The organism is Bradyrhizobium sp. i1.15.2 (genome assembly GCF_040548425.1).
In the GTDB taxonomy this organism is placed as follows: Bacteria; Pseudomonadota; Alphaproteobacteria; order Rhizobiales; family Xanthobacteraceae; genus Bradyrhizobium; species Bradyrhizobium canariense.
Map to the genome: position 1 here is coordinate 287,987 of NZ_JBEPRQ010000001.1, position 19,855 is coordinate 307,841.

Below are 19,855 nucleotides of genomic sequence, written 5' to 3' on the forward strand. Positions count from 1 at the left end.
CAATGCGGTCAGGCCGGCTGCAGCACGAAATGCGCTTCCAGGCTGGTTTCCTTTGGGCTCCGCATCACCGGCCGCAGGAAGACGGTTTTGAATTCACCGCTGTCATAGGCGAGATGTCCATGCGGCTGGCCGAAGATGGGAATGATCTGCGGCATCTCGAGCCGGAACTTGCCGTCCTTGTCGGTGAGCGTGGCGCCATGACTCTGCGGCTCGTGCTCTTGTCCCTCGGTGGTGTGCGCCCAGATCTGGATGCGCTGGCTTGCGAGCGGCGCGCCGTCGCCGGCGCGGCGCACGGTGCCGCTCATCCAGAAGCCGCCCTTGCCGATCCGCTCCACGATCGCTGCGCCCTTGCGGTAATTGTTCGCGCCGCCCGACATCGTCTCGGTCGGCGCGAGGCCGTCCGCACGGGCGGGCAACAGCAGGCCGGGAACGCCGGTTGCCAAAATCCCGGTGGCGACGATCGAGCCGCCAGCGGCAAGGAGGTTGCGGCGATTGAGTAGGACCGTGGTCATGTCGGTTCCTCCTGCAACAGAGCAGTGGCTCCGGGAATGGTACAACAACAGACGCGAGACGCCCAGTTGGGGCGAGGGGTGGAACGGGGCGCGATGACGGTGTTGTGAATGGGGTTTAGGCCGCTCGAACAGCTTTGTAGGATGGGTAGAGCGAAGCGAAACCCATCGAGCCTTGTTCGATGAAGACGCATGATGGGTTTCGCTGCGCTCTACCCATCCTACGCGCCGACACTACATGTATTCTCAGCCGCCGCGCGTCATCCTCCTCCACTTCGGTACCGAAATGATCCCCTTCTCCGTGCTCGACCTCGCGCCCATCCGCCAGGGTGGCGACGCGTCACAAGCGTTCCGCAATTCGCTCGATCTCGCCCGGCACGCCGAAGGTTGGGGCTACAAACGGTTCTGGCTGGCCGAGCATCATAACATGACGGGCATCGCGAGCGCGGCGACGTCGGTGGTGATCGGGCATGTCGCGGGCGGCACCAAAACCATCCGCGTTGGCTCCGGCGGGATCATGCTGCCGAACCATTCACCGCTGGTCATCGCCGAGCAGTTCGGCACGCTGGCCTCGCTCTTTCCCGGGCGGATCGATCTTGGGCTCGGCAGGGCGCCGGGCACCGACCAGTTCACCGCACGCGCGCTGCGCCGCGATCTCGCCACCAGCTCCGAGAATTTTCCGCAGGACGTGCTGGAGTTGCAGGCGCTGCTCGGCGACGTCAAGCCGAACCAGACCATCCGCGCCGTGCCGGGCATGGGGACGAAGGTGCCGCTGTGGATCCTGGGATCCAGCACCTTTGGCGCGCAGCTCGCAGGCATGCTCGGTCTGCCGTTCGCGTTCGCCTCGCATTTCGCGCCGCAGATGATGATGCCGGCGCTGCGCGAGTATCGCGCGCGGTTCGAGCCGTCGGCGCAGCTGGACAAGCCCTATGCAATGGTCGGCGTCAACGTGTTCGCCGCCGATAGCGAGGCGGACGCGCAACGCATGTTCTCCTCGCTGCAGCAGCAGTTCATCAATCTTCGCCGCGGCACGCCCGGCCCGCTGCCGCCACCGGTCGACGACATGGACGCGCTGTGGTCGCCGGCGGAAAAGGCCATGGTCGGGCAGTCGCTGTCCTGCTCGGCGGTCGGCTCGCCTGACATGGTCGAAGCGAAGCTGAAGGCTCTGATCGCCGAGACCGGCGCGGACGAACTGATGACCACGGGCCAGATCTACGATCACGTTGCGCGACTGCACTCGTTCGAGATCGCGGCTGGGGTAATGGACCGGCTGGCGGGGTGAGCGCAGAGTTTGTCGCCCGACAAAGGTGCGTTCCCTCCCCCCTTGTGGGGGAGGGCTAGGGAGGGGGGTAGCCCAGGAAAAGGTGCTGGTTGTAGATGATGCGCTCAGGGCCGGTGCGCGAAGGAAAGAATCCCCGCGTGGCACCCCCCCTCCCTGCCCCTCCCCCACAAGGGGGGAGGGAACGGAGAGAGCGGTATTCGCGGTTAAACTCGACTCGGCTTCAGCTCATCTCGCCCTAATCCGGAAAGCCGAACAGCTTGGCCGGATTGTGCACCAAAATCTTCTCCAGCGTCGACTGATCAGGCGCGTAGCGGTACATCAGCTCGAGCAGATCGGCGTCGTTGGGCGGCTGCTTGACCGAGACCGGATGCGGCCAGTCGCTGGCCCAGACGCAGCGGTCGACTGCGGCCTCGATATAGGCGCGCGCGATCGGGATGACGTCGTCGTAAGGAGCACCGCGCTTCGAGGTCTTCTCGCCGAGCGACAGCATCACCCAGAAATTGCCCCTGGCGAGCAGTTCGAGCATCTTGCGCAAATTCGGATCGTTCCTGCCGGCTTCCGGATCGGGACGCGCCATGTGGTCGATCAGCACGGGCACGTCGAGATTCTCGTATTTGGCGACGCTGGAAACGATGCCGTCCTTCTCGGGCTGGATCTTGACGTACCAGCCGAGCTCGCGGATGCGCGCAATCGCGCGGGCGAAATCGGCATCCGACAGCACGGCGCCGAGCTCCTGGCGGAAGCTGAAGCGCGCGCCGCGGACACCTGCATCATGCAGCTTGGCGAGATAAGTGTCGTTCGCCTCCGCGAACACCAGCGCGTTGGCGCAGCCGCGATAGTTCGGGCCCATCGCGGCGAGACCGTCGAGCACGACGGCATGATCGGCGCCGTAGGTCGTGGTCTGCACGATGATGCCGCGCTCGATGCCGAGCGTCTTGTGCACGCGCAGCGCCGCTTCCCAGGTCGCGGTCGGCATCCGATAGGCCGCGCCGGGACGTTCCGGATATTTGTCGATGGGGCCGAGCACGTGAAACTGGCTGTCGACGGTTTTGGGCGGCGGCGCCTTGACCGGGCGGCGCGGGTTCGGGTCGAACGGCAGATAGGTCGGCATGCGCAAACTCCTTTAGTCGATCATGGCGGTGAAGTCGCACTGCACCAGTGCGCCGCCGTCCATGTTGTCCATCGGCAGCGCGTGGCGCGCCGGGCGCGAATGCTCGTCCGGAAACATCTTCAGCCACTCGACGTTGACCGGGCCGCGCTGCGTACGGTCCTTCAACCACACGGTCATCTTGATGATGTCGTCGGTGGTGCCGCCGGCGGCCTCGACCGTGGCCTTCATATGCGCGAACATGTTGGCACATTGCGCATCGAGGCTCTCGGGCATCGCGCCGGCGGCATCGCGGCCGAGGATGACGCCTGACATCACGAGATTGCCGATGCGGCAGGCGTTCGGAATCGGGTTGGCGTGCTTGAAGCCGCCGATGTGGATGCTCTTGCGCCGCGTTTGGCCTGTCATGATGCGCTCCCGTTTATTGTTGGTTCAGACGAACTGGCAGGACACCGAGCCGAACGCGCCGTAGTCGGCATGAAACGTGTCGCCGCGGCGGATATCGACCGGACGCGTGAACGACCCCGCCAGCACCACCTCGCCGGCGGCGAGATGCTCGTCATGCGGCGCGAGGCGGTTGGCGAGCCAGGCGATGCCGTTGGCGGGATGATTGAGCACGCCGGCCGCAAGCCCGGTCTCCTCGACCTCGCCGTTGCGGAACAACAGCGCGCCGATCCAGCGCATGTCCGCGTCCATCGGGCGGAACGGCCGGCCGCCGAGCACCAGCGCGGCATTCGCCGCGTTGTCCGAGATCGTGTCCATCACCTTGCGCGCCTTGCCGGTGTCGGGATCGACGCGGTGCATGCGCGTCTCCAGGATCTCCAGCGCCGGGGTGACGTAGTCGGTGGCGTTGAGCACGTCGAAGATGGTGCAATCCGGCCCGCGCAGCGGCGCCTTCAGCACGAAGGCGAGCTCGACCTCGATGCGGGGCGCGTGAAAACGGTCGAACGGAATCGGCGTGGCATCGGCATAGAACATGTCGGCGAACAGCACGCCGTAATCCGGCTCGGAAATGCCGACCGCGTTCTGCATCGCCTTCGAGGTCAGGCCGATCTTGTGGCCCTTGATAACCCGGCCGCGTCCGAGCTGGAGTTTTGTCCAGGCGCGCTGAACGGCATAGGCATCCTCCATGCTGAAATCGGGATAGTCTTTGGTGAACATCGTGATCAGCGTCTTGGTGCGCTCGGCCTCGTCAAGGCGCGCGGCAAGGCGTTCGATCGTGGCGGTATCCAGCATGGTTTAACTCTCCGCCGCGACGGTGTTGCGCAGCACGCCAATGCGGCTGGATTCGACCTCGACGACATCGCCGACTTTCAGCCAGCGCGGCGGGTCGAAGCGGGCGCCGGCGCCGGTCGGCGTGCCTGTCACGATCATGTCGCCGGGCTTGAGAGTGGCGAACGTGGAGAGATAGGAGATCAGAAAGTCGAACGGAAACATCAGCCGCTCGGTGGTGTCCTGCTGCCGGACCTCGCCGTTGACGCGCGTGACGATGTCATGAGGGCCGCGCGGATCGAGCTCGTCCGACGTGACGATCCACGGACCGATGCTGCCGGAGCGGTCGAAATTCTTGCCTTGCGTGACATTGAACTTGCCGTGGCGCAGCCAGTCGCGGATCGTGCCCTCGTTGCACAGCGTCATGCCGAAAATGTGTGACCAGGCCTTTTCGCGCGGAATGTGACGGCCGCCCTGCCCGATCACGATGACGAGTTCGCCTTCATAATCGAGCTGATCGGATACCGTGGGCTTCTCCAGCGGCTGACCGGAGCCCGTCATCGAGGACATGCTGCGCACGAACAGGCTGGGATATTTGGGCAGGTCGGAGCTGTCTTTATACTCGGCATTGCGCTCGGCATAATTGACGCCGATGCACCAGAGCTTTTCCGGCGCCAGCACCGGCGGAAGCAGCACGAGCTCGTCGAGCGCATAATCCGGCTTTTGTCCGGCGACGGCTTCCTGCGCGTCGGCCAGCGCATTGGCTGCGATCAGCGCCCTCAAATCGGAGAAGTCGCGGCCGACCCGCCGGGTCAGATCGACGACACCGCCTTCGATGGCGGCACCATAGTGCGGCTCTCCGTCCAGGAGATAGCTTAGGAGTCGCATGGTCGTTCTCCAATGGTCTTGAGGTGCTGCCGGGGCAGCGCGCTCAGTCTTTCGATTTGGGAGTCTGGAACACGCCGCGCAGCGTCACGATCTCGCCGAGACGGGCGTAGCGCGGTCCGCCGATGCGCGCGATCGGATCGAGCGCCGCGGTTTCGACCTTGCCGTCGTTCACGAGGCCGTCGCGGAGGTGGAACATCACGACTTCGCCGACGATCAGGCGGCTGCGGGCGTCGCCGAATTCCAGGCACTGCCGGAAGCGGCATTCCATCGCAACCGGTGCAATGCTGAGCCGCGGCACCTTGATGCGCTCGCTCGGGAGCGTCTCGAGGCCAAGCTCCGCGACCTCGCTGATCTCAGGCGGATGCTCTACCGACGAGTCGTGCACGGCCTGCATCAGCGGGGTATCGGCGATGTGGATCACATATTCCTCGGTGTCGAGAATGTTGTGCGCGGTGTCCTTGTAGTCGGCGCCCTTGCGGCCGACGCTGATGGCCAGCATCGGCGGCTTCTGCGAGACGAAGGTGAAGGCGCTGAATGGCGCGAGGTTGAGCACGCCTGCGCGGGACAGGCTCGTCACCCAGGCGATCGGACGCGGCACCACGATGCCGGTCATCAGCCGGTAGATGCGCTCGGCGCCGAGCTCGGTGGGGTCGATCCGCATCGATCAATCCGCCTTGATGTTGGCCTTGCGCACGATCGGAATCCATTTGGCGTCCTCGCGCTCGAGATAGGCCCTGAATTCATCGGGCGTCATCGCGACGGCTTCGCCGCCGAGCTTCTCGAACTTGTCGACCACGGCGGGGTCCTTCAGGATCGCGGTCAACGCGTCGTGCAGCTTGTCGATCACGGGCGCCGGCGTGCCTGCCGGTGCGAACAGGCCGGTGAAGGTCTGGCCGTCAAAATCCTTGTAGCCGAGCTCGGCAAACGTCGGGACATCGGGCAGCGACTTCAGGCGGTGCGGGCTGGTGACGGCCAGCGCCCGGAACAGGCCGGCCTTGATGTGCTGCAGGCTGACCGTGAGCTGGTCGAACGCGAACTGTACCTGGCCGCCCAAGAGATCGTTGACCGCAGGCGCATTGCCGCGATAGTGCGCGGTGACCCATTGCAGGTCGAGGCTGGACTGCATCAGCTCACTGAGCAGATGGTTGGTGGTGCCGGGACCGGGCGAGGCCATCGTCAACTTGCCCGGCTCGCGCTTGGCAAGGTCGATGAATTCCTTGAAATTCGTCGCCTGCACCGACGGATGCACCTCGAGCACCAGCGGCGTCATCGAGATCGTCGTAATCGGCAGGAAGTCCTTCTTCCAGCTGTAGACGTCGCGCTTGTTGATTTCGGTCGCGAACAGCACCGGGCCGTTGGCACCGACGAACAGCGTGTAGCCGTCGGGCGCGGATTTCGCGAAAGCCTCGCCCGCGATCATGCCGCCGGCGCCCGCCTTGCTCTCGATGATGAAGGGCTGGCCAAGCTTTTCCTGGAGCTTGTCGGCGATGATGCGCGCGGCGCTGTCGACATTGCCGCCGGCCGGATAGGGCACGATCAGCTTGACGTTGCGCGACGGCCATTGCTGGCCCGACGCCGGTCCCGCCAGCATCGCCGCTGCGGCAGCTATGGCAATCCAGATTAATCTCATGTTAACCTCCCGGCGGCGCTTCCAATTTTACGTCGATTTGCCTGACGTCGTACACGGCATCTCGATTCGGAGCGCAATCTCCAGATGCGCGCTTTACCTGTCGAGTGAATTGTGGCGTTCTTGTCCATATTATGGACAAGACCGCTTCCGCGAAATCCACCCGCCGCATCACCGAACCGCGACAGGGTGCGCAGGCGATCCGCCGCGCGCTCGCGGTGCTGCGCATTCTTGCCGCCGGCCGCGAGGACGGCGTGCCGCTGGCAGAGGTGGTGCGGGCGACCGGCCTCACCCGCCCGACCGTGCACCGCATCGTCCACGTGCTGATCGAGGAAGGTATCGTCGAACGGCATGACAAAACCGGCCGCTACGCGATCGGCAACCAGGTGCCGGAGCTTGCGCTCGCACGGGCTCGGCCGTCGCGGCTGCTGATCGCCGCCAATCCGTCGCTGCAACGTGCGTCGACCGAGATCGGCGACACGCTGTTCCTGACGGTGCGGACCGGCAACGACACGCTGTGCGTCGACCGCAGGATCGGTGTCTATCCGATCCAGGTGCTGTCGATCGAGGTCGGCGCGCGCCGACCACTCGGCGTCTCCAGCGCGGGCGTTGCCATCCTCGCCGCGATGCCGGCCCAGGACGCGCGGAAAATCGTCGCTGCCAATGAGAAGAGACTGGAGGCCTACCGGACCGATGTTGCGACGGTGCTGGGCCAGGTCACCGCCGCAAGACGGCTAGGATATGGCATGAGAGAGATTGGTCTCGTGCAGGGCACGAAATCGATCTCCACCTGGATCAAGACCCCGGACGGCCGCCCCGCCGCCGCGATGACCGTCTCCGCCGTTCGGACGAGGCTCGGCCCGCGCCGCGAGCAGGAGGCCGCGGAGATCCTGCTGCGGGAGGCGCGGATCATCGAGCAGGCGATCCGGGGTTAGACAACGCAGTCAATGGGCTGACGCAGCGCGCATTTTTGTGGCACAAGGGCCGCCTCCGCCGACTGAGCAACGAGGCCACGCATGCCCGCGCCAAAACCGCCCGCCTTCGAAACCCTGAGCCTGCATGCGGGCCAGCATCCGGATCCCGCGACCGGCGCCCGCGCGGTGCCGATCTACCAGACCACGTCCTACGTGTTCCAGGACTCCGATCACGCCGCCGCGCTGTTCAACCTCGAGCGCGCCGGCCACATCTATACGCGCATCTCCAATCCGACCACCGGCGTGCTCGAGGAGCGGCTCGCGGCGCTGGAGGGTGGCGTCGGCGCGATCTGCACCGCGAGCGGCATGGCGGCGCTGCATCTGGCGATCGCGACGCTTCTGAACGCCGGCGACCATATCGTCGCATCGAGCTCGCTCTATGGCGGCACCATCAACCTGCTCGCGCACACGCTGCCGCGCTTCGGCATCACCACAACGTTCGTGAAACCGCGCGATCTCGATGCGTTCCGCGCGGCGATCAAGCCGAACACGAAGCTGGTGATCGGTGAGACCATCGGCAATCCCGGGCTCGAGGTGCTGGACATTCCGAAGGTCGCGCAGATCGCGCATGACGCGAAGATTCCGCTGCTGATCGACAACACCTTTGCCACGCCCTATCTCAGCCGTCCGATCGAACTCGGGGCCGACATCGTCATGCATTCGGCGACCAAATGGATCGGCGGCCACGGCATCGCGATCGGCGGCGCCATCGTCGACGGCGGCCGGTTTGATTGGCGCTCATCCGGAAGATTCGGCGTGCTGACCGAACCCTATGGCGGTTATCACGGCATCGTCTTCGACGAGCAGTTCGGCACCGCGGCCTTCATCATGCGTGCGCGCACCGAAGGCCTGCGCGATTTCGGCGCTTGTCTATCCCCGACCAACGCGTTCCAGCTGTTGCAGGGCGTTGAGACACTCGGGGTGCGCATGGACCGCCATATGCAAAACACGCACCTCGTGCTGGAAGCACTGAAGTCCAACAAGGCCGTGGATTGGGTGCAGCATCCCTCGCTGGAAGATCACGCGGACTACCAGCTGGCAAAACAGTTGCTGCCGCGCGGCGCCGGCTCGATTGTCTCCTTCGGCATCAAGGGCGGGCGGCCCGCGGGCCGCAAGTTCATCGAGCAGCTGCGCATGATCAGTCATCTCGCCAATGTCGGCGACGCCAAGACGCTGGTGATCCACCCGGCGTCCACCACGCACCAACAGATGGACGCCGAGCAGCTCAAGGCCTCCGGCATCGGCGAGGAGCTGGTGCGGCTCTCGGTCGGCATCGAGACCGCAAGCGACATCATCGACGATCTCACCCAAGCGCTGCGCATCTCGCAAAAGGTCTGACACCATGAAGCTCTCCGTCAACGGCGCCGAGGTGCTGGTCGCAACCGGTGGCCGCGACTTCGACAGATCCCTGCCCGCCGTCATCTTCCTTCACGGCGCCGGCTTCGATCATTCGACCTGGGCGCTGCACACGCGCTGGTTCGCCCATCACGGCTTTGGCGTGCTAGCGCCTGATCTGCCCGGTCACGGCCGCTCCCCCGGACCTTCGCTTGGCAGCATCGCCGAAATGGCCGACTGGACGGCCGCCCTGCTCGATGCGGCCGGAGCGACGAAAGCGCATCTGATCGGCCATTCCATGGGATCGCTGATCTCGCTGGAGACGGCCGCACGTCACCCCGACAAGGTCTCCGCGCTCAGCCTGATCGGCACCGCCGCGACGATGACGGTCGGCCCGGATCTGCTGAAGGCGGCCGAAGCCAATTCGCAGGATGCAAACGACATGGTCTCGATCTGGGGCCTCGGCTTCAGCGCCGAGCTCGGCGGCAGCCTCGCACCGGGCCTGTGGATGCATGGCGGCGCCCAGGCCGTGTTGAAACACTGCGAGCCGGGCGTGCTGTTCCGGGATTTGTCGGCCTGCAATGCTTACGCGAATGCGCTTGCCGCCGCCGGGAGCGTGAAGGTGCCCACGACGCTCATCCTCGGCGAGCGGGACATGATGACGCCGGTAAAGGCCGGCAAGGCACTTGCCGCCGCGATCCCTCATGCGAAGACCGTCGTCGTGCCCGGCGCGGGCCACATGATCATGGCCGAACGCCCGGATGAACTGCTGGCGGCGCTACGGAACTGACAGGATCAATCGTCCATCTTGCGCGTTGCGGTCAGATATCCCTGTGAAGATCCAGAGGGAACATGACCCATGCCAAGACAGGAAGTCATCCGCAAAGCCAGGCAAGACAAGCGTGCCGGTAAATCGGCAAGCACGCAGGCCGGCGAATTCGTCAAGGACCAGATCGACAAGATCCGCAAGGGCAAGCATGGTGCGCGCTCGACGAAACAGGCCATCGCCATCGGTCTGTCCGAAGCGCGCCGCGCCGGCGTCGATCTGCCGCCGCCGCGCAAGGGACGCGTCAAGAAGGCGACGCGTCGCAGCGCCAAATATGCCTATGAGGTCGGTCAGGGCAAACGCACCCCGAAGCGCCGACCGCGCGTGTCGCGAGCGGTTGAAAAGGTTTTGAAGAAGGAGCCGCGCTCGACCGCATCGCGCAGTGCACTGTCGAAACAGGGCAAGCGTGCCGCGAGCCAGCGATCCGCTGCTTCGCGTTCGGCGACTGCCCGCAAGGCGAGCCGGACCAAAGGCGCCAAGGCCCGCTCCGCCGCCGCAAAGAAGGCGGCACGCACCAGGGCGCGCCGCCGGAGTTAAGTCTGGTCCCCTCAGGAGCCCGGCGTCCACTTCCAGACGATGTCGGACACGTTGACTGGCTTCGGGATCAGGCCCAGTTTTGCAAAACGGTCGGCGACGGCCTGCTGGCTCTTGGTCACCTCTGCATCCAGCGGCACCACGCGATAGGTGGAGCGGTTGACGAAGCGGCTGACAGCTTCGATGTCGACGCCGGTCGCCTCGGACTGAGCCTTTGCTACCTCCTCATGGTGAGATTCCGCCCATACGCCTTCGGAGGCGAAGCTCGCGTTGAGCTTTGCCACCAGCGAAGGATACTTCTCTACGAAGTCCGTCCCGGCGATGTAGAAAGCGTTCGGCTTGTGGACATCCCTGTCGAAGGCGATGACTCGGGCGCTTTCCTTCAATTCAGCAAGCGCCAGATATGGATCCCAGATCGACCAGGCATCGACCGAGCCCTTCATGAAGGCGGCTGTCGCATCAGCCGGGGCGAGCGGTGCCGGCGTGATGTCGGACCAGGCGAGACCGGCCTTCTCGAGCGACGCGACCAGGAGGTTGTGCGCACTCGATCCCTTGGCGAAGGCAACGCGCTTGCCCTTGAGGTCTGCGAGCGATTTGATCGGTGAATTCTTCGGCACGATGATCGCCTGAGTGTCGCCGTCCGACTTCACCGCCGCAACGTAGCGGATCCTGGCGCCGCCGGCTTGCGCGAAGATCGGTGGGGTATCGCCGACGAACCCGAAATCGACGCTGCCGACATTGATGGCCTCCAGCAGCGGCGGACCAAACTGGAAGTCGATCCATTTGACCTCGATGCCGAGCGGCTTGAAGGCGCTTTCGAGCGTCTGGCGCTGGCGAACCGCGGGGAAGAAGCCGCCCTTCTGCGTACCGATGCGGATTTCCGCCGGCTTGTCCTCCGCGCGCGCAGGTGGGGCCAAGGCCGTCGCGAGCAGCAGGCTGGTTGCGAGGATGTATCGTCGGGTCATCATCATGTGGTCCTTTCGGTGGTTTCAGCTGGCAAAGAAGCGAGAATTCGCGCGCCGGCTCCGTTCGGAGAACACGGCACGGGCGGCACGCTCGGCCTCGCGCGCCGAGCGGAACTGCCTGCCTTCGAGGCTGTCGAACAGACGCTCGGAGGAGAAGAAGCGGAAGCCGCGCGTATCCTTCGTGACGATGCCGGCGGCGCGGTCGTGGATCTCGATGATGTAAGCGTTCGATTGAGTTTGGGACATGACTGCTCGTTCGCCGGGATCTCGGCGTTCCTGTCTCGGGATTTGCTGGGTGAGGTGCTGCTAGAAGACGGCGGTCAGCAACAACAGGCGCCGGTGGCCGCCGAGAAACAGCGCCGCGTCATGCACACATGCATGTCGTCCCTATTGCGCTGCTGATCGGTTCTCATATCGCGGCTTCGGCTCGAGGAGCAGTTTCGATGCCTCGACTATCGAGTGTTTGGCGCGATCGGTCAATGAAATGGCTATCCATAATTACCACCGGCGCGCATCGGCACTTCTCCGGGCGCGAGCGCAGGCAATCGAATTTATCTCGCGATGAGTTCTTTCCTTCTCCCCTTGCGGCAGAAGGTGGCGCGAAGCGCCGGATGAGGGGTTGCCTCAGCGAATCCTGAAGAGAGTCGCGCGCGGAGAGAACCCCTCACCCGTCTCGCCGCTGTCGCGGCGAGCCACCCTCTCCCGCAGGGGGAGAGGGAAGAGAGCTCACCACATCGTCGCCGCTGCCCGCTCGGGCCAGGCGCGATCATACTCCGCGCCGCCGACCTTGTTCTCACTCATCTCGGCGAGGATCTGGCCGGGTGTCGGCAGCGTCTTGGGGTCGATGCGCTTGTCGGGATTCCAGAGATCGGAGCGGACGATGGCGCGGGCGCACTGGAAGTAGATTTCGTGGACCGTCATCACCATGACGCTGCGCGGCGCCTTGCCGTCGACCTTGAAGGAAGCGAGCAGTTCGGGATCGATGGAAACATAGGCCCGGCCATTGGCGCGGACCGCATTGCCGGAGCCGGGGATCAGGAACATCAGGGACACCCTGGGATCGCGCACGATGTTGCGCAGGGAATCGACCCGGTTGTTGCCGCGTCGATCCGGCAGCATCAGCGTCTTCGGGTCGTGAATGCGGACGAAGCCGGAGAGATCGCCGCGCGGCGAGCAGTCGATCCCCTCGGGTCCGATGGTGGCGAGCGCGGCGAACGGGGCCTTTTCGATGAAGACGCGATAGAGCGGGGTGACGTGGTCGGCGACTTTCACGGTCGAGGCGTCATTGGTGACGCCGTAGATGGCCTCCAGCTGCTCGACCGTTTCGATCACCGACATTCCAGTCTCCTTGTTGTGCCGGCTATTCGTGCCAGCCTTGATTTCTGATCACGCGCAGAAGCTGGCGGCCATGATACTCCGCGCTGCCCGCGTTGAGAATGGTGACGTCGGCCTGCGCCGATGCGTCGCCGACGCTGCGCGTCAGCCGGTCCGCGATATTGCCGTCGCTGTCCCGGGCGCGGGCGGCAAGCCGCTGCGCCAGCACATCCGGTGGCGCCGTGATCGCGACCACCACGACGTTTGCATAGGTCTGGCGTAGCGCGCCGATCACCGTGCGCGAAACATTGGCCACGACGGCGCGTCCGGCACGAATATCATCGTTGAGGTCGAGCGGCAGCGCGTAGCAATGCCCATGCGCTTCCCAATGCACGGCGAAATCCCCACGCTCGAGCGCGCGCCGGAATTCGTCAGGGCTCACCGCGACATTGTCTTCGTCGGCTGAGGATTCGCGCGTCACGACACGGCGCGGAAAGACGATGTCGTGATCCTCGATGCATGCTGCCCGCGCCAGCCGCAGCAGCGTGTCCTTGCCGGCACCGCTGGGGCCGACCACGAGCACGAGCCGGCCAGGGCCGATCGCATCCGTCTCGTCCTCCGCCACGGTCGCGGCCTCGCTCATGCGACGCGGCTCCCCTCGCGCCAGACGCTGCGGACCGCGGGGACGCTGCCCGCAACATGCACGCGGATCAGATCGGCACGCTTGCCGACCGCGATCTCGCCGCGGTCGGACAGGCCGACTGCCTCGGCGGGCGCCTTCGTCACCGTGCGGATCGCCGCCGCAAGACTGATGGCAGGCACATGCTCCGGCAAATGTAGCGCGGCCATCAGAAGGCTCGAGGGAATGTAGTCCGACGACAGGATGTCGAGCAGGCCTTCGCGAGCGAGATCGACCGCGGCGATGTTGCCGGAATGCGAGCCGCCGCGCACGACGTTCGGCGCGCCCATCAGGATGTCGATGCCGGCCTCGTGCAGGCCGCGCGCGGCCTCCAGCGTGGTCGGAAATTCCGCGACCGAAACGCCATCGCGCACGGCGTCCACGACGTTCTCCTCGGTGGTATCGTCATGGCTCGCCAGCGGGATCTTGTACTTGTGTGCCAGCGCCACGATCTCGCGCATGTTGGTCGCCGCATAGGCCTTCTGATATTCGAAGCGCTTCGCGAACAGCTGGTCGAGCTCGGCATCGGTCTTGCCGCCGCCCTTGCCGCGATAATAGTCGCGCAGCTTGCCTTCGTCGCGGAACTGGCGCTGGCCGGGGGTGTGGTCCATCAGCGACATCAGCCGCACGTCGGGACGGTCGATCAGCTCCATGGCCTCCTCGACCACGCTCGGCATCGGGATTTCGCAGCGCAGATGCAGGAAGTGATCGGCACGCAGCAAATTGGCATCGCGTGCGGTGGTGATCGCGGCGGCGAGCGTGCCGGCGCGTCCGTCGACTTCCTCGGCGCCATCCTCGCGCCAGACCCGGAGCGAGTCGAACACCGTGGTGATGCCCGATGTCGCGAGCTGGCCGTCATAGGAGACGACGGCGGCGACCGGATTCCAGAACACTTTTGGCCGCGGCACGTAATGCGCCTCGAGGTGATCGGTGTGGAGCTCGATCAGGCCGGGCATGATCAGATCGCCGGCGGCATCCTCGGCCCCGGCGGGCGCCCTGCCCTCACCGATTTCGGCAATGCGTCCATCGGCGAGAGCAAGCCAGCCCTGCTCGATCACCCGCTCCGCCAGCACGATCCTGGCGTTGGCGATCACGATGTCCTTCTTGGCGTTCATATCCATTTCCTTCAGGCCGCGGCGGCGAAGCTGGTGACGTCGACGATGCGGTCGGCGATCTGATGACGGATTTCGTCGTCATGGACAATGGCGACCATGGCGACGCCCTGGCGTTTCTTTTCGGCGACCAGCTCGACCACGACGGCGCGGTTGGCGGCATCCAGCGAGGCGGTAGGCTCGTCCAGCAGCAGGATCGGCAGATCCGAGATGAAGCCGCGCGCGATGTTGACGCGCTGCTGCTCGCCGCCGGAGAAGGTCGCGGGCGGAAGCTGCCAGAGCCGCTCGGGGATATTGAGCCGATGCAACAACTCGCCCGCGCGCGTCTGTGCGTCGACACGAGCCAGGCCGTTGACGATCAGCGGCTCGGCGACCACGTCGACAGTGGCGACGCGTGGCACCGCGCGCAGGAACTGGCTGACATAGCCGATGGTCGCGCGGCGAATGTTGAGGACCTGCCGCGGCTCGGCAGTGGCAAGATCGACCAGCGCGCCGCGATGGCGGATGCCGATGCGGCCGGAGTCGCAGCGGTAGTTACCGAAGATCATCTTCAGGATCGACGATTTTCCGGCGCCTGACGGCCCCGACAGCACGACGCATTCGCCAGGATTGACGTGGAAGGTCACGCCGCTGACGACTGGCAATTCGATGCCGCCCTGCAGGTGCATCGTAAAGGTCTTGTTGGTGTTGGCGACGTCAATCATGGCGATCATTGAAAAACTCTTCCGGGAAGGCTCATGGCGGCAGAATCGAGGAGACGAGGAGCTGGGTGTAGGGCTCGCGGGGATCGTCGAGCACCTGGTCGGTGAGGCCGGTCTCGATGACGCGGCCGCCCTTCATCACCATCACGCGATGCGACAGCAGGCGCGCGACCGCGAGATCATGGGTGACGATGATGACCGCGAGGTGCAGCTCGGCGACGAGACTGCGCACGAGGTCGAGCAGGCGGGCCTGCACGGAAACGTCGAGGCCGCCAGTCGGCTCGTCCATGAACACCAGCCGCGGCTCGGTGACGAGGTTGCGGGCAATCTGGAGGCGCTGGCGCATGCCGCCGGAATAGGTGCGCGGTGCATCGTCGATGCGTGCGATGTCGATCTCGACGCGGGTCAGCCAGTCCGACGCGGTATCACGGATGCGGCCGTAATGATTCCAGCCCACTGCCATCAGCCGCTCGCCGACATTGGCGCCGGCCGAGACCGCCATGCGCAGACCCTGCGCGGGATCCTGGTGGACGAAACCCCAATCGGTGCGAAACAGAAACCGCCGCTCGGCTTCGCCCAGCGTGGCAAGATCGCGGGCGACGCCGTCGCGCATCCGGTAGGACACCTGGCCGCCGCTGGCCGCGAGCTGACCTGACAGGAGCTGAAGCAGCGTCGATTTGCCCGAGCCGGATTCGCCGACGATCGCCAGCACCTCGCCGGGATAGAGCGCAAAGGACACGTCGCGGCACGCGGCGATACGGCCGTAGGATTTGCTGAGAGACTCCGCAACCAGCAGCGGCTGATCGTGTTCGAGCATATCTTGATCAACCATGTGAGCCTCCCTGCGCCTTCTCCTTGTACGGCGCAGCGCTCATGCTGCCGTGGTGGCCGGCGGCCTGGCGGCCCTCGCAATAATCGGTGTCGGAGCAGACGAACATGCGGCCGCCCTTGTCGTCGGTGACGATCTCGTCGAGATAGGAATTTTCTGCGGCGCATAGCGCGCAAGGCGCATTAAAGCGATACGGCTCGAAGGGATGGTCTTCGAAGTCGAGCGACACGACTTGCGTATAGGGCGGGATCGCGTAGATGCGCTTTTCGCGGCCGGCGCCGAACAATTGCAGCGCCGGGCAATTGTCCATCTTGGGATTATCGAATTTCGGCGTCGGCGAGGGGTCCATCACGTAGCGCGCATTGACCTTCACCGGATAGGCGTAAGCCGTCGCGATGTGGCCGAAGCGGGCAATGTCCTCGTAGAGCTTGACATGCATCAGGCCGTATTCGGCGAGCGCATGCATGCGCCGCGTCTCCGTCTCGCGCGGCTCGAGGAAACGCAGCGGCTCCGGGATCGGCACCTGATAGACCAGCACCTGATTTGCGTGCAGCGACGTCTCCGGGATGCGGTGACGGGTCTGGATCACGGTCGCATCTTCAGTCGCGGTTGTCGTGGCGACGCCGGCGGTCTTGGCGAAGAATTTGCGGATCGAGATCGCGTTGGTGGTGTCGTCAGACCCCTGGTCGATCACCTTCAGCACGTCCTGTGGCCCGAGGATCGCAGCGGTGACCTGGACGCCGCCGGTGCCCCAGCCATAGGGCATCGGCATTTCACGGCTGGCGAACGGCACCTGATAGCCGGGGATCGCGATCGCCTTGAGGATCGCCCGGCGGATCATCCGCTTGGTCTGTTCGTCGAGATAGGCGAAATTGTAGGCCGGCGCGTTCATTCCGCGGCCTCCTTCATGGCGTCGGGCGCATTGGCATCAGCGAATTCCTTGCGCAGCTTGCGCAACAGGCCGAGCTCGGACTGGAAGTCGACGTAATGCGGCAGCTTCAGGTGCTCGACGAAGCCGGTCGCCTGGACGTTGTCCGAATGCGACATCACGAATTCTTCGTCTTGCGCGGGTGCGAGTGCCTCTTCGCCGAGCTCGCGCGCGCGCAACGCGCGGTCGACCAGCGCCATCGACATGGTCTTGCGCTCGCTCTGGCCAAAGGCGAGGCCATAGCCGCGGGTGAAGCACGGCGCCTCCGTCGCGGAGCCCTTGAACTGGTTGACCATCTGACACTCGGTGAGCTCGATCGAGCCGAGCGGCACGGCGAAGCCGACGTCTTCCGCCGAAAATTCGACATCGACCTCGCCGAAGCGGATTTCGCCGGCGAAGGGATGGTTGCGGCCGTAGCCGCGCTGGGTGGAATAGCCCATCGCCAGCAGAAACCCTTCGTCGCCACGCGCGAGATTTTGCAGGCGCAGGTCGCGGTCCGCCGGGAAATTCAGCGGCTCGCGGGTGAGGTCGCCGACGTTGACGCCCTCTTCGGCCTGCGGCGAGGGCTCGATCAGGCCGTCGCGGCCGAGAATATCCGTCACCCGCGGCGTGGGCACCGTGGAGGCTTCGGCCGTCGCCGGCGCCTCCGGCACAAAACCTTCGGCGAGCGAGGGATCGAGCAGGCGGTGGGTATAGTCGAAGGTCGGGCCGAGAATCTGGCCGCCGGGAATGTCCTTGAAGGTCGAGGACACCCGCCGCTGCACCCGCATCGCGCCGGTCTCGACCGGCTCGCTCGCGCCGAAGCGCGGCAGCGTGGCGCGGAAGGCGCGGATCAGGAAGATCGCCTCGATCAAATCGCCGCGCGCCTGCTTGATCGCGAGCGCCGCGAGCTCGCGGTCATAGAGCGAGCCTTCGCTCATGACGCGGTCCACGGCGAGGCCAAGCTGCTCCGAAATCTGGTCGAGGGAAATTTCCGGCACGCCTTGATCGCCGCGCCGCGCACTGGCGAGCAGGCGATGGGCGTTCTCGATGGCGCGTTCGCCGCCTTTGACTGCGACATACATGCTTAGCTTCCCTTGCTCACGACGCGCGTGGTGCGCGGGACCGCAACCACGGCATCATCCGCGACCAGGACCACATCGATGCCGCGCGGAAACAGCGCTTCGTTAATACGAAGTCGCTCGAACAGGTCGAACGGCTTGATCGAGGCCTTGAGCGTCGCGACGCCGTCGATGCCGGGACCGCGCAGCTCGAAGCTGCGCCCCGAATGCAGGCTCTCGACCTGAAGGATCAGCGTGGTCGACCGGTCCGGATATTCGCTGGTGCCGAGCGCGAAGCGCTCGAGCGAAGGCAGCGCCCCGCCTTCGCTGATCAGCGCGAAGCTGACGATCGAGGAATCCTGCACCACCGGCGCGCCCGTGTGGAACTTCAGCCATTTTGTCACGTCGGTGCTTTCCGACATGCGCGCATCGAGCCAGAGCGGCGTGTCGTGATCGAACAGCGTCAGCGCGATCGCGGCCGTGCCGCGCATCATCACATGAGGCGCGCCTGATGTCGGCACGATGCGCTGGACCGACCCCGGCCGCGCCATCGCGTCCATGACCGAGCGAAAGGTCGATTGCGCCGACAGCACCTTATCGGCGAACCCCGGCGGCAGTTCCGCAATCGTGGTCATGATCTCACCCCTCACCGCGCACCATGGTGTAGAAATCAACTTTCGTCGCGGCGGTCTCGGCCGCAGCCTGTTTACGCCTGACCATCAGCTGCACGCGCAACGGCGCGATGATGTCCCGCTCCACCGCGCCACTGAAATCGCTGGACTGCACCAGCGCATCGCACAGCGCAATCAGCCGCGCCTTCTCACCGTCGCGACCGAGCGTGTAACCGAAACCGACCTCGCCGCTCGCAAGCCGCACCGCAGCCCGCGACACCGTCGCTTCGCCGAGATTGAATGGCGCACCGTCGCCGCCGACCCGGCCGCGCAGCATGACGAGGCCGTTTTCCGGCGCGCGCAGATCCTGATGCGCCGGCAAAGCGAGAGCGCGGAGGCGAGCGGCGATCTCGCCCGCCTCCGCGTGCGCCAGCACGGCCATTGCGGCCTTGCGCTGGGCTTGCTGATTGTTGTGCTGGGTCACCAGATCCACCGAAACTTTCTGCAGAACTTGCCGAATCCAAGTTGTCTATGATACTAGACAACTTCATACGGGAGCGCCATGACTGTTTCGTGACAAAGGCGTGATTTCTGGAGTAGCTTCCGAGCCACATGAGCATGCAGGACACAGCCTCCTCCGGCGTGGCGTTGTGGCGCCTCGTTGCCGACGGCATCGAGCGCGGCATCGCCGACGGCCGCTTTGCGGCCGGCGACAAGCTGCCGGGCGAGGTGGAGATCGCCGAAACCTATCGCGTGAACCGCCACACCGTGCGACGCGCGCTGGCCGCGCTTGCCGAGCGCGGCATCGTGCGGGCCGAACGCGGCAGCGGAACCTATGTCGAGGCGCAGAAGCTCGCTTATCCACTGCGCTCGCGGACCCGTTTCTCCGAGATCGTCGGCGCGGACGGCCGCGAACCGCATGGCCGCTTGATCGAAGCGTCCGATGATGTCGCGACCCGCGAACTCGCGCGGGAACTTGGATTGAAGGCCGGCGCACCGTTGGTGCGGATCGAGGCGATGCGCCTCGCCGACCGCACGCCGATCTGCGTCTCCACGACGTGGCTGTCGGCGCAGCTGTTCCCGGGTGCGGGCGACGTCTTTGCTGCCACCCGCTCGATGACGAAATTGCTCGAGCATTACGGCGTCCGCGACTATCGCCGCGGCGCGACCCGGATCACCGCCGGCATTGTCGACGCCACCGACGCCGCGCGGCTCGATCTGGCGCTGGGACGACCGATCCTGGTGGTCGATGCCACCGACCACGATCTCGACGGCAAGCCGCTGGTGACCAAGCATTCGCGCTTTGCCGCGGAGCGGGTGGAATTTCTGGTGGAGAACGGGTGAAGAATCGTAGGGTGGGCAAAGGCGCGCTTGCGCCGTG

The 19,855-nt window shown here is 65.3% G+C and carries 24 protein-coding genes; 6 read left to right on the forward strand and 18 right to left on the reverse strand.

All coding sequences use genetic code 11. The features are described from left to right. Window positions 1–8: 8 nt before the first annotated feature. On the reverse strand, window positions 9–512 hold the full coding sequence (locus ABIB80_RS01400) for a peptidase associated/transthyretin-like domain-containing protein (RefSeq protein WP_354126920.1): 504 nt from the start codon (window positions 510–512) through the stop codon (window positions 9–11). A 283-nt stretch (window positions 513–795) separates the two neighbouring features. Here ABIB80_RS01400 and ABIB80_RS01405 point away from each other — a divergent pair, with 283 nt between their 5' ends. Beyond that, complete coding sequence (locus ABIB80_RS01405; RefSeq protein WP_354127102.1) at window positions 796–1,791, forward strand: LLM class flavin-dependent oxidoreductase; 996 nt, start codon at window positions 796–798, stop codon at window positions 1,789–1,791. Window positions 1,792–2,026: 235 nt separating this feature from the next. Here the strand turns inward: ABIB80_RS01405 and ABIB80_RS01410 are convergent, their stop codons facing one another. Genes ABIB80_RS01410 through ABIB80_RS01435 form a run of 6 tightly spaced genes read right to left on the reverse strand, consistent with a single transcriptional unit; the run spans window position 2,027 to window position 6,629 of the window. Next, a complete protein-coding gene (locus tag ABIB80_RS01410) occupies window positions 2,027–2,902 on the reverse strand; it encodes an amidohydrolase family protein (protein WP_354126921.1) in 876 nt (291 codons plus the stop codon). A gap of 12 nt (window positions 2,903–2,914) precedes the next feature. Continuing rightward, window positions 2,915–3,307, reverse strand: a complete 393-nt coding sequence (locus ABIB80_RS01415; RefSeq protein WP_007597590.1) for a RidA family protein — start codon at window positions 3,305–3,307, stop codon at window positions 2,915–2,917. A 24-nt stretch (window positions 3,308–3,331) separates the two neighbouring features. After that, the gene (gene hpaH / locus ABIB80_RS01420; protein WP_354126922.1) at window positions 3,332–4,135 is read right to left on the reverse strand and encodes a 2-oxo-hept-4-ene-1,7-dioate hydratase; all 804 of its coding nucleotides are present in this window, start codon (window positions 4,133–4,135) and stop codon (window positions 3,332–3,334) included. Window positions 4,136–4,138: 3 nt separating this feature from the next. Further along, the gene (locus ABIB80_RS01425) at window positions 4,139–4,999 is read right to left on the reverse strand and encodes a fumarylacetoacetate hydrolase family protein (RefSeq protein WP_354126923.1); all 861 of its coding nucleotides are present in this window, start codon (window positions 4,997–4,999) and stop codon (window positions 4,139–4,141) included. A gap of 43 nt (window positions 5,000–5,042) precedes the next feature. Then, a complete protein-coding gene (locus ABIB80_RS01430) occupies window positions 5,043–5,660 on the reverse strand; it encodes a flavin reductase family protein (RefSeq protein WP_007597595.1) in 618 nt (205 codons plus the stop codon). Between the two features lie 3 nt (window positions 5,661–5,663). Continuing rightward, window positions 5,664–6,629 carry a Bug family tripartite tricarboxylate transporter substrate binding protein gene (locus ABIB80_RS01435; protein WP_354126924.1) on the reverse strand — a complete coding sequence of 322 codons (966 nt, stop codon included), beginning with the start codon at window positions 6,627–6,629 and terminating at the stop codon, window positions 5,664–5,666. A 131-nt stretch (window positions 6,630–6,760) separates the two neighbouring features. Between ABIB80_RS01435 and ABIB80_RS01440 the strand changes: the two genes are divergently transcribed. From ABIB80_RS01440 to ABIB80_RS01455, 4 genes are all read left to right on the forward strand, one after another. Then, window positions 6,761–7,561: an IclR family transcriptional regulator gene (locus ABIB80_RS01440; protein WP_007597598.1), complete on the forward strand. Its 801-nt coding sequence runs from the start codon at window positions 6,761–6,763 to the stop codon at window positions 7,559–7,561. 81 nt (window positions 7,562–7,642) lie between these two features. Beyond that, window positions 7,643–8,938: an O-acetylhomoserine aminocarboxypropyltransferase gene (locus ABIB80_RS01445; protein WP_354126925.1), complete on the forward strand. Its 1,296-nt coding sequence runs from the start codon at window positions 7,643–7,645 to the stop codon at window positions 8,936–8,938. A 4-nt stretch (window positions 8,939–8,942) separates the two neighbouring features. Then, entirely contained in the window at window positions 8,943–9,725 is a 783-nt protein-coding gene (locus ABIB80_RS01450) for an alpha/beta fold hydrolase (RefSeq protein WP_354126926.1), read from the forward strand. Between the two features lie 69 nt (window positions 9,726–9,794). Continuing rightward, window positions 9,795–10,298: a DUF6496 domain-containing protein gene (locus ABIB80_RS01455; RefSeq protein WP_354126927.1), complete on the forward strand. Its 504-nt coding sequence runs from the start codon at window positions 9,795–9,797 to the stop codon at window positions 10,296–10,298. An 11-nt stretch (window positions 10,299–10,309) separates the two neighbouring features. Here ABIB80_RS01455 and ABIB80_RS01460 read toward each other — a convergent pair whose 3' ends face one another. The 11 genes from ABIB80_RS01460 to phnG form a co-directional block, all read right to left on the reverse strand. After that, entirely contained in the window at window positions 10,310–11,263 is a 954-nt protein-coding gene (locus ABIB80_RS01460) for an aliphatic sulfonate ABC transporter substrate-binding protein (RefSeq protein ID WP_007597603.1), read from the reverse strand. A 21-nt stretch (window positions 11,264–11,284) separates the two neighbouring features. Further along, a complete protein-coding gene (locus ABIB80_RS01465; RefSeq protein WP_354126928.1) occupies window positions 11,285–11,506 on the reverse strand; it encodes a hypothetical protein in 222 nt (73 codons plus the stop codon). A 480-nt stretch (window positions 11,507–11,986) separates the two neighbouring features. Further along, a complete protein-coding gene (locus ABIB80_RS01470) occupies window positions 11,987–12,598 on the reverse strand; it encodes a pyridoxamine 5'-phosphate oxidase family protein (RefSeq protein ID WP_007597605.1) in 612 nt (203 codons plus the stop codon). Window positions 12,599–12,620: 22 nt separating this feature from the next. After that, window positions 12,621–13,217, reverse strand: coding sequence for a phosphonate metabolism protein/1,5-bisphosphokinase (PRPP-forming) PhnN (phnN, locus tag ABIB80_RS01475; protein WP_354126929.1), 597 nt, complete (start codon window positions 13,215–13,217; stop codon window positions 12,621–12,623). After that, window positions 13,214–14,368, reverse strand: coding sequence for an alpha-D-ribose 1-methylphosphonate 5-triphosphate diphosphatase (locus tag ABIB80_RS01480; RefSeq protein WP_007597607.1), 1,155 nt, complete (start codon window positions 14,366–14,368; stop codon window positions 13,214–13,216). Before ABIB80_RS01480 ends, phnN begins: the two co-directional genes overlap by 4 nt. An 11-nt stretch (window positions 14,369–14,379) precedes the next feature. Further along, window positions 14,380–15,078 (reverse strand): phosphonate C-P lyase system protein PhnL, encoded by a 699-nt coding sequence (gene phnL, locus ABIB80_RS01485; RefSeq protein ID WP_007597608.1) that lies wholly within the window; start codon window positions 15,076–15,078, stop codon window positions 14,380–14,382. 22 nt (window positions 15,079–15,100) lie between these two features. Then, entirely contained in the window at window positions 15,101–15,898 is a 798-nt protein-coding gene (gene phnK / locus ABIB80_RS01490; RefSeq protein WP_007597609.1) for a phosphonate C-P lyase system protein PhnK, read from the reverse strand. Beyond that, window positions 15,891–16,787, reverse strand: a complete 897-nt coding sequence (locus ABIB80_RS01495; RefSeq protein WP_354126930.1) for an alpha-D-ribose 1-methylphosphonate 5-phosphate C-P-lyase PhnJ — start codon at window positions 16,785–16,787, stop codon at window positions 15,891–15,893. The genes phnK and ABIB80_RS01495 overlap by 8 nt, the downstream gene beginning before the upstream one ends. Beyond that, window positions 16,784–17,887 carry a carbon-phosphorus lyase complex subunit gene (locus ABIB80_RS01500; RefSeq protein ID WP_354126931.1) on the reverse strand — a complete coding sequence of 368 codons (1,104 nt, stop codon included), beginning with the start codon at window positions 17,885–17,887 and terminating at the stop codon, window positions 16,784–16,786. The genes ABIB80_RS01495 and ABIB80_RS01500 overlap by 4 nt, the downstream gene beginning before the upstream one ends. A gap of 2 nt (window positions 17,888–17,889) precedes the next feature. Further along, on the reverse strand, window positions 17,890–18,498 hold the full coding sequence (gene phnH, locus ABIB80_RS01505; RefSeq protein ID WP_007597614.1) for a phosphonate C-P lyase system protein PhnH: 609 nt from the start codon (window positions 18,496–18,498) through the stop codon (window positions 17,890–17,892). Window positions 18,499–18,502: 4 nt separating this feature from the next. Beyond that, a complete protein-coding gene (gene phnG, locus ABIB80_RS01510) occupies window positions 18,503–18,916 on the reverse strand; it encodes a phosphonate C-P lyase system protein PhnG (protein WP_219682478.1) in 414 nt (137 codons plus the stop codon). Between the two features lie 170 nt (window positions 18,917–19,086). Here phnG and phnF point away from each other — a divergent pair, with 170 nt between their 5' ends. Next, complete coding sequence (phnF, locus tag ABIB80_RS01515; RefSeq protein ID WP_035993736.1) at window positions 19,087–19,818, forward strand: phosphonate metabolism transcriptional regulator PhnF; 732 nt, start codon at window positions 19,087–19,089, stop codon at window positions 19,816–19,818. Window positions 19,819–19,855 lie beyond the last annotated feature (37 nt).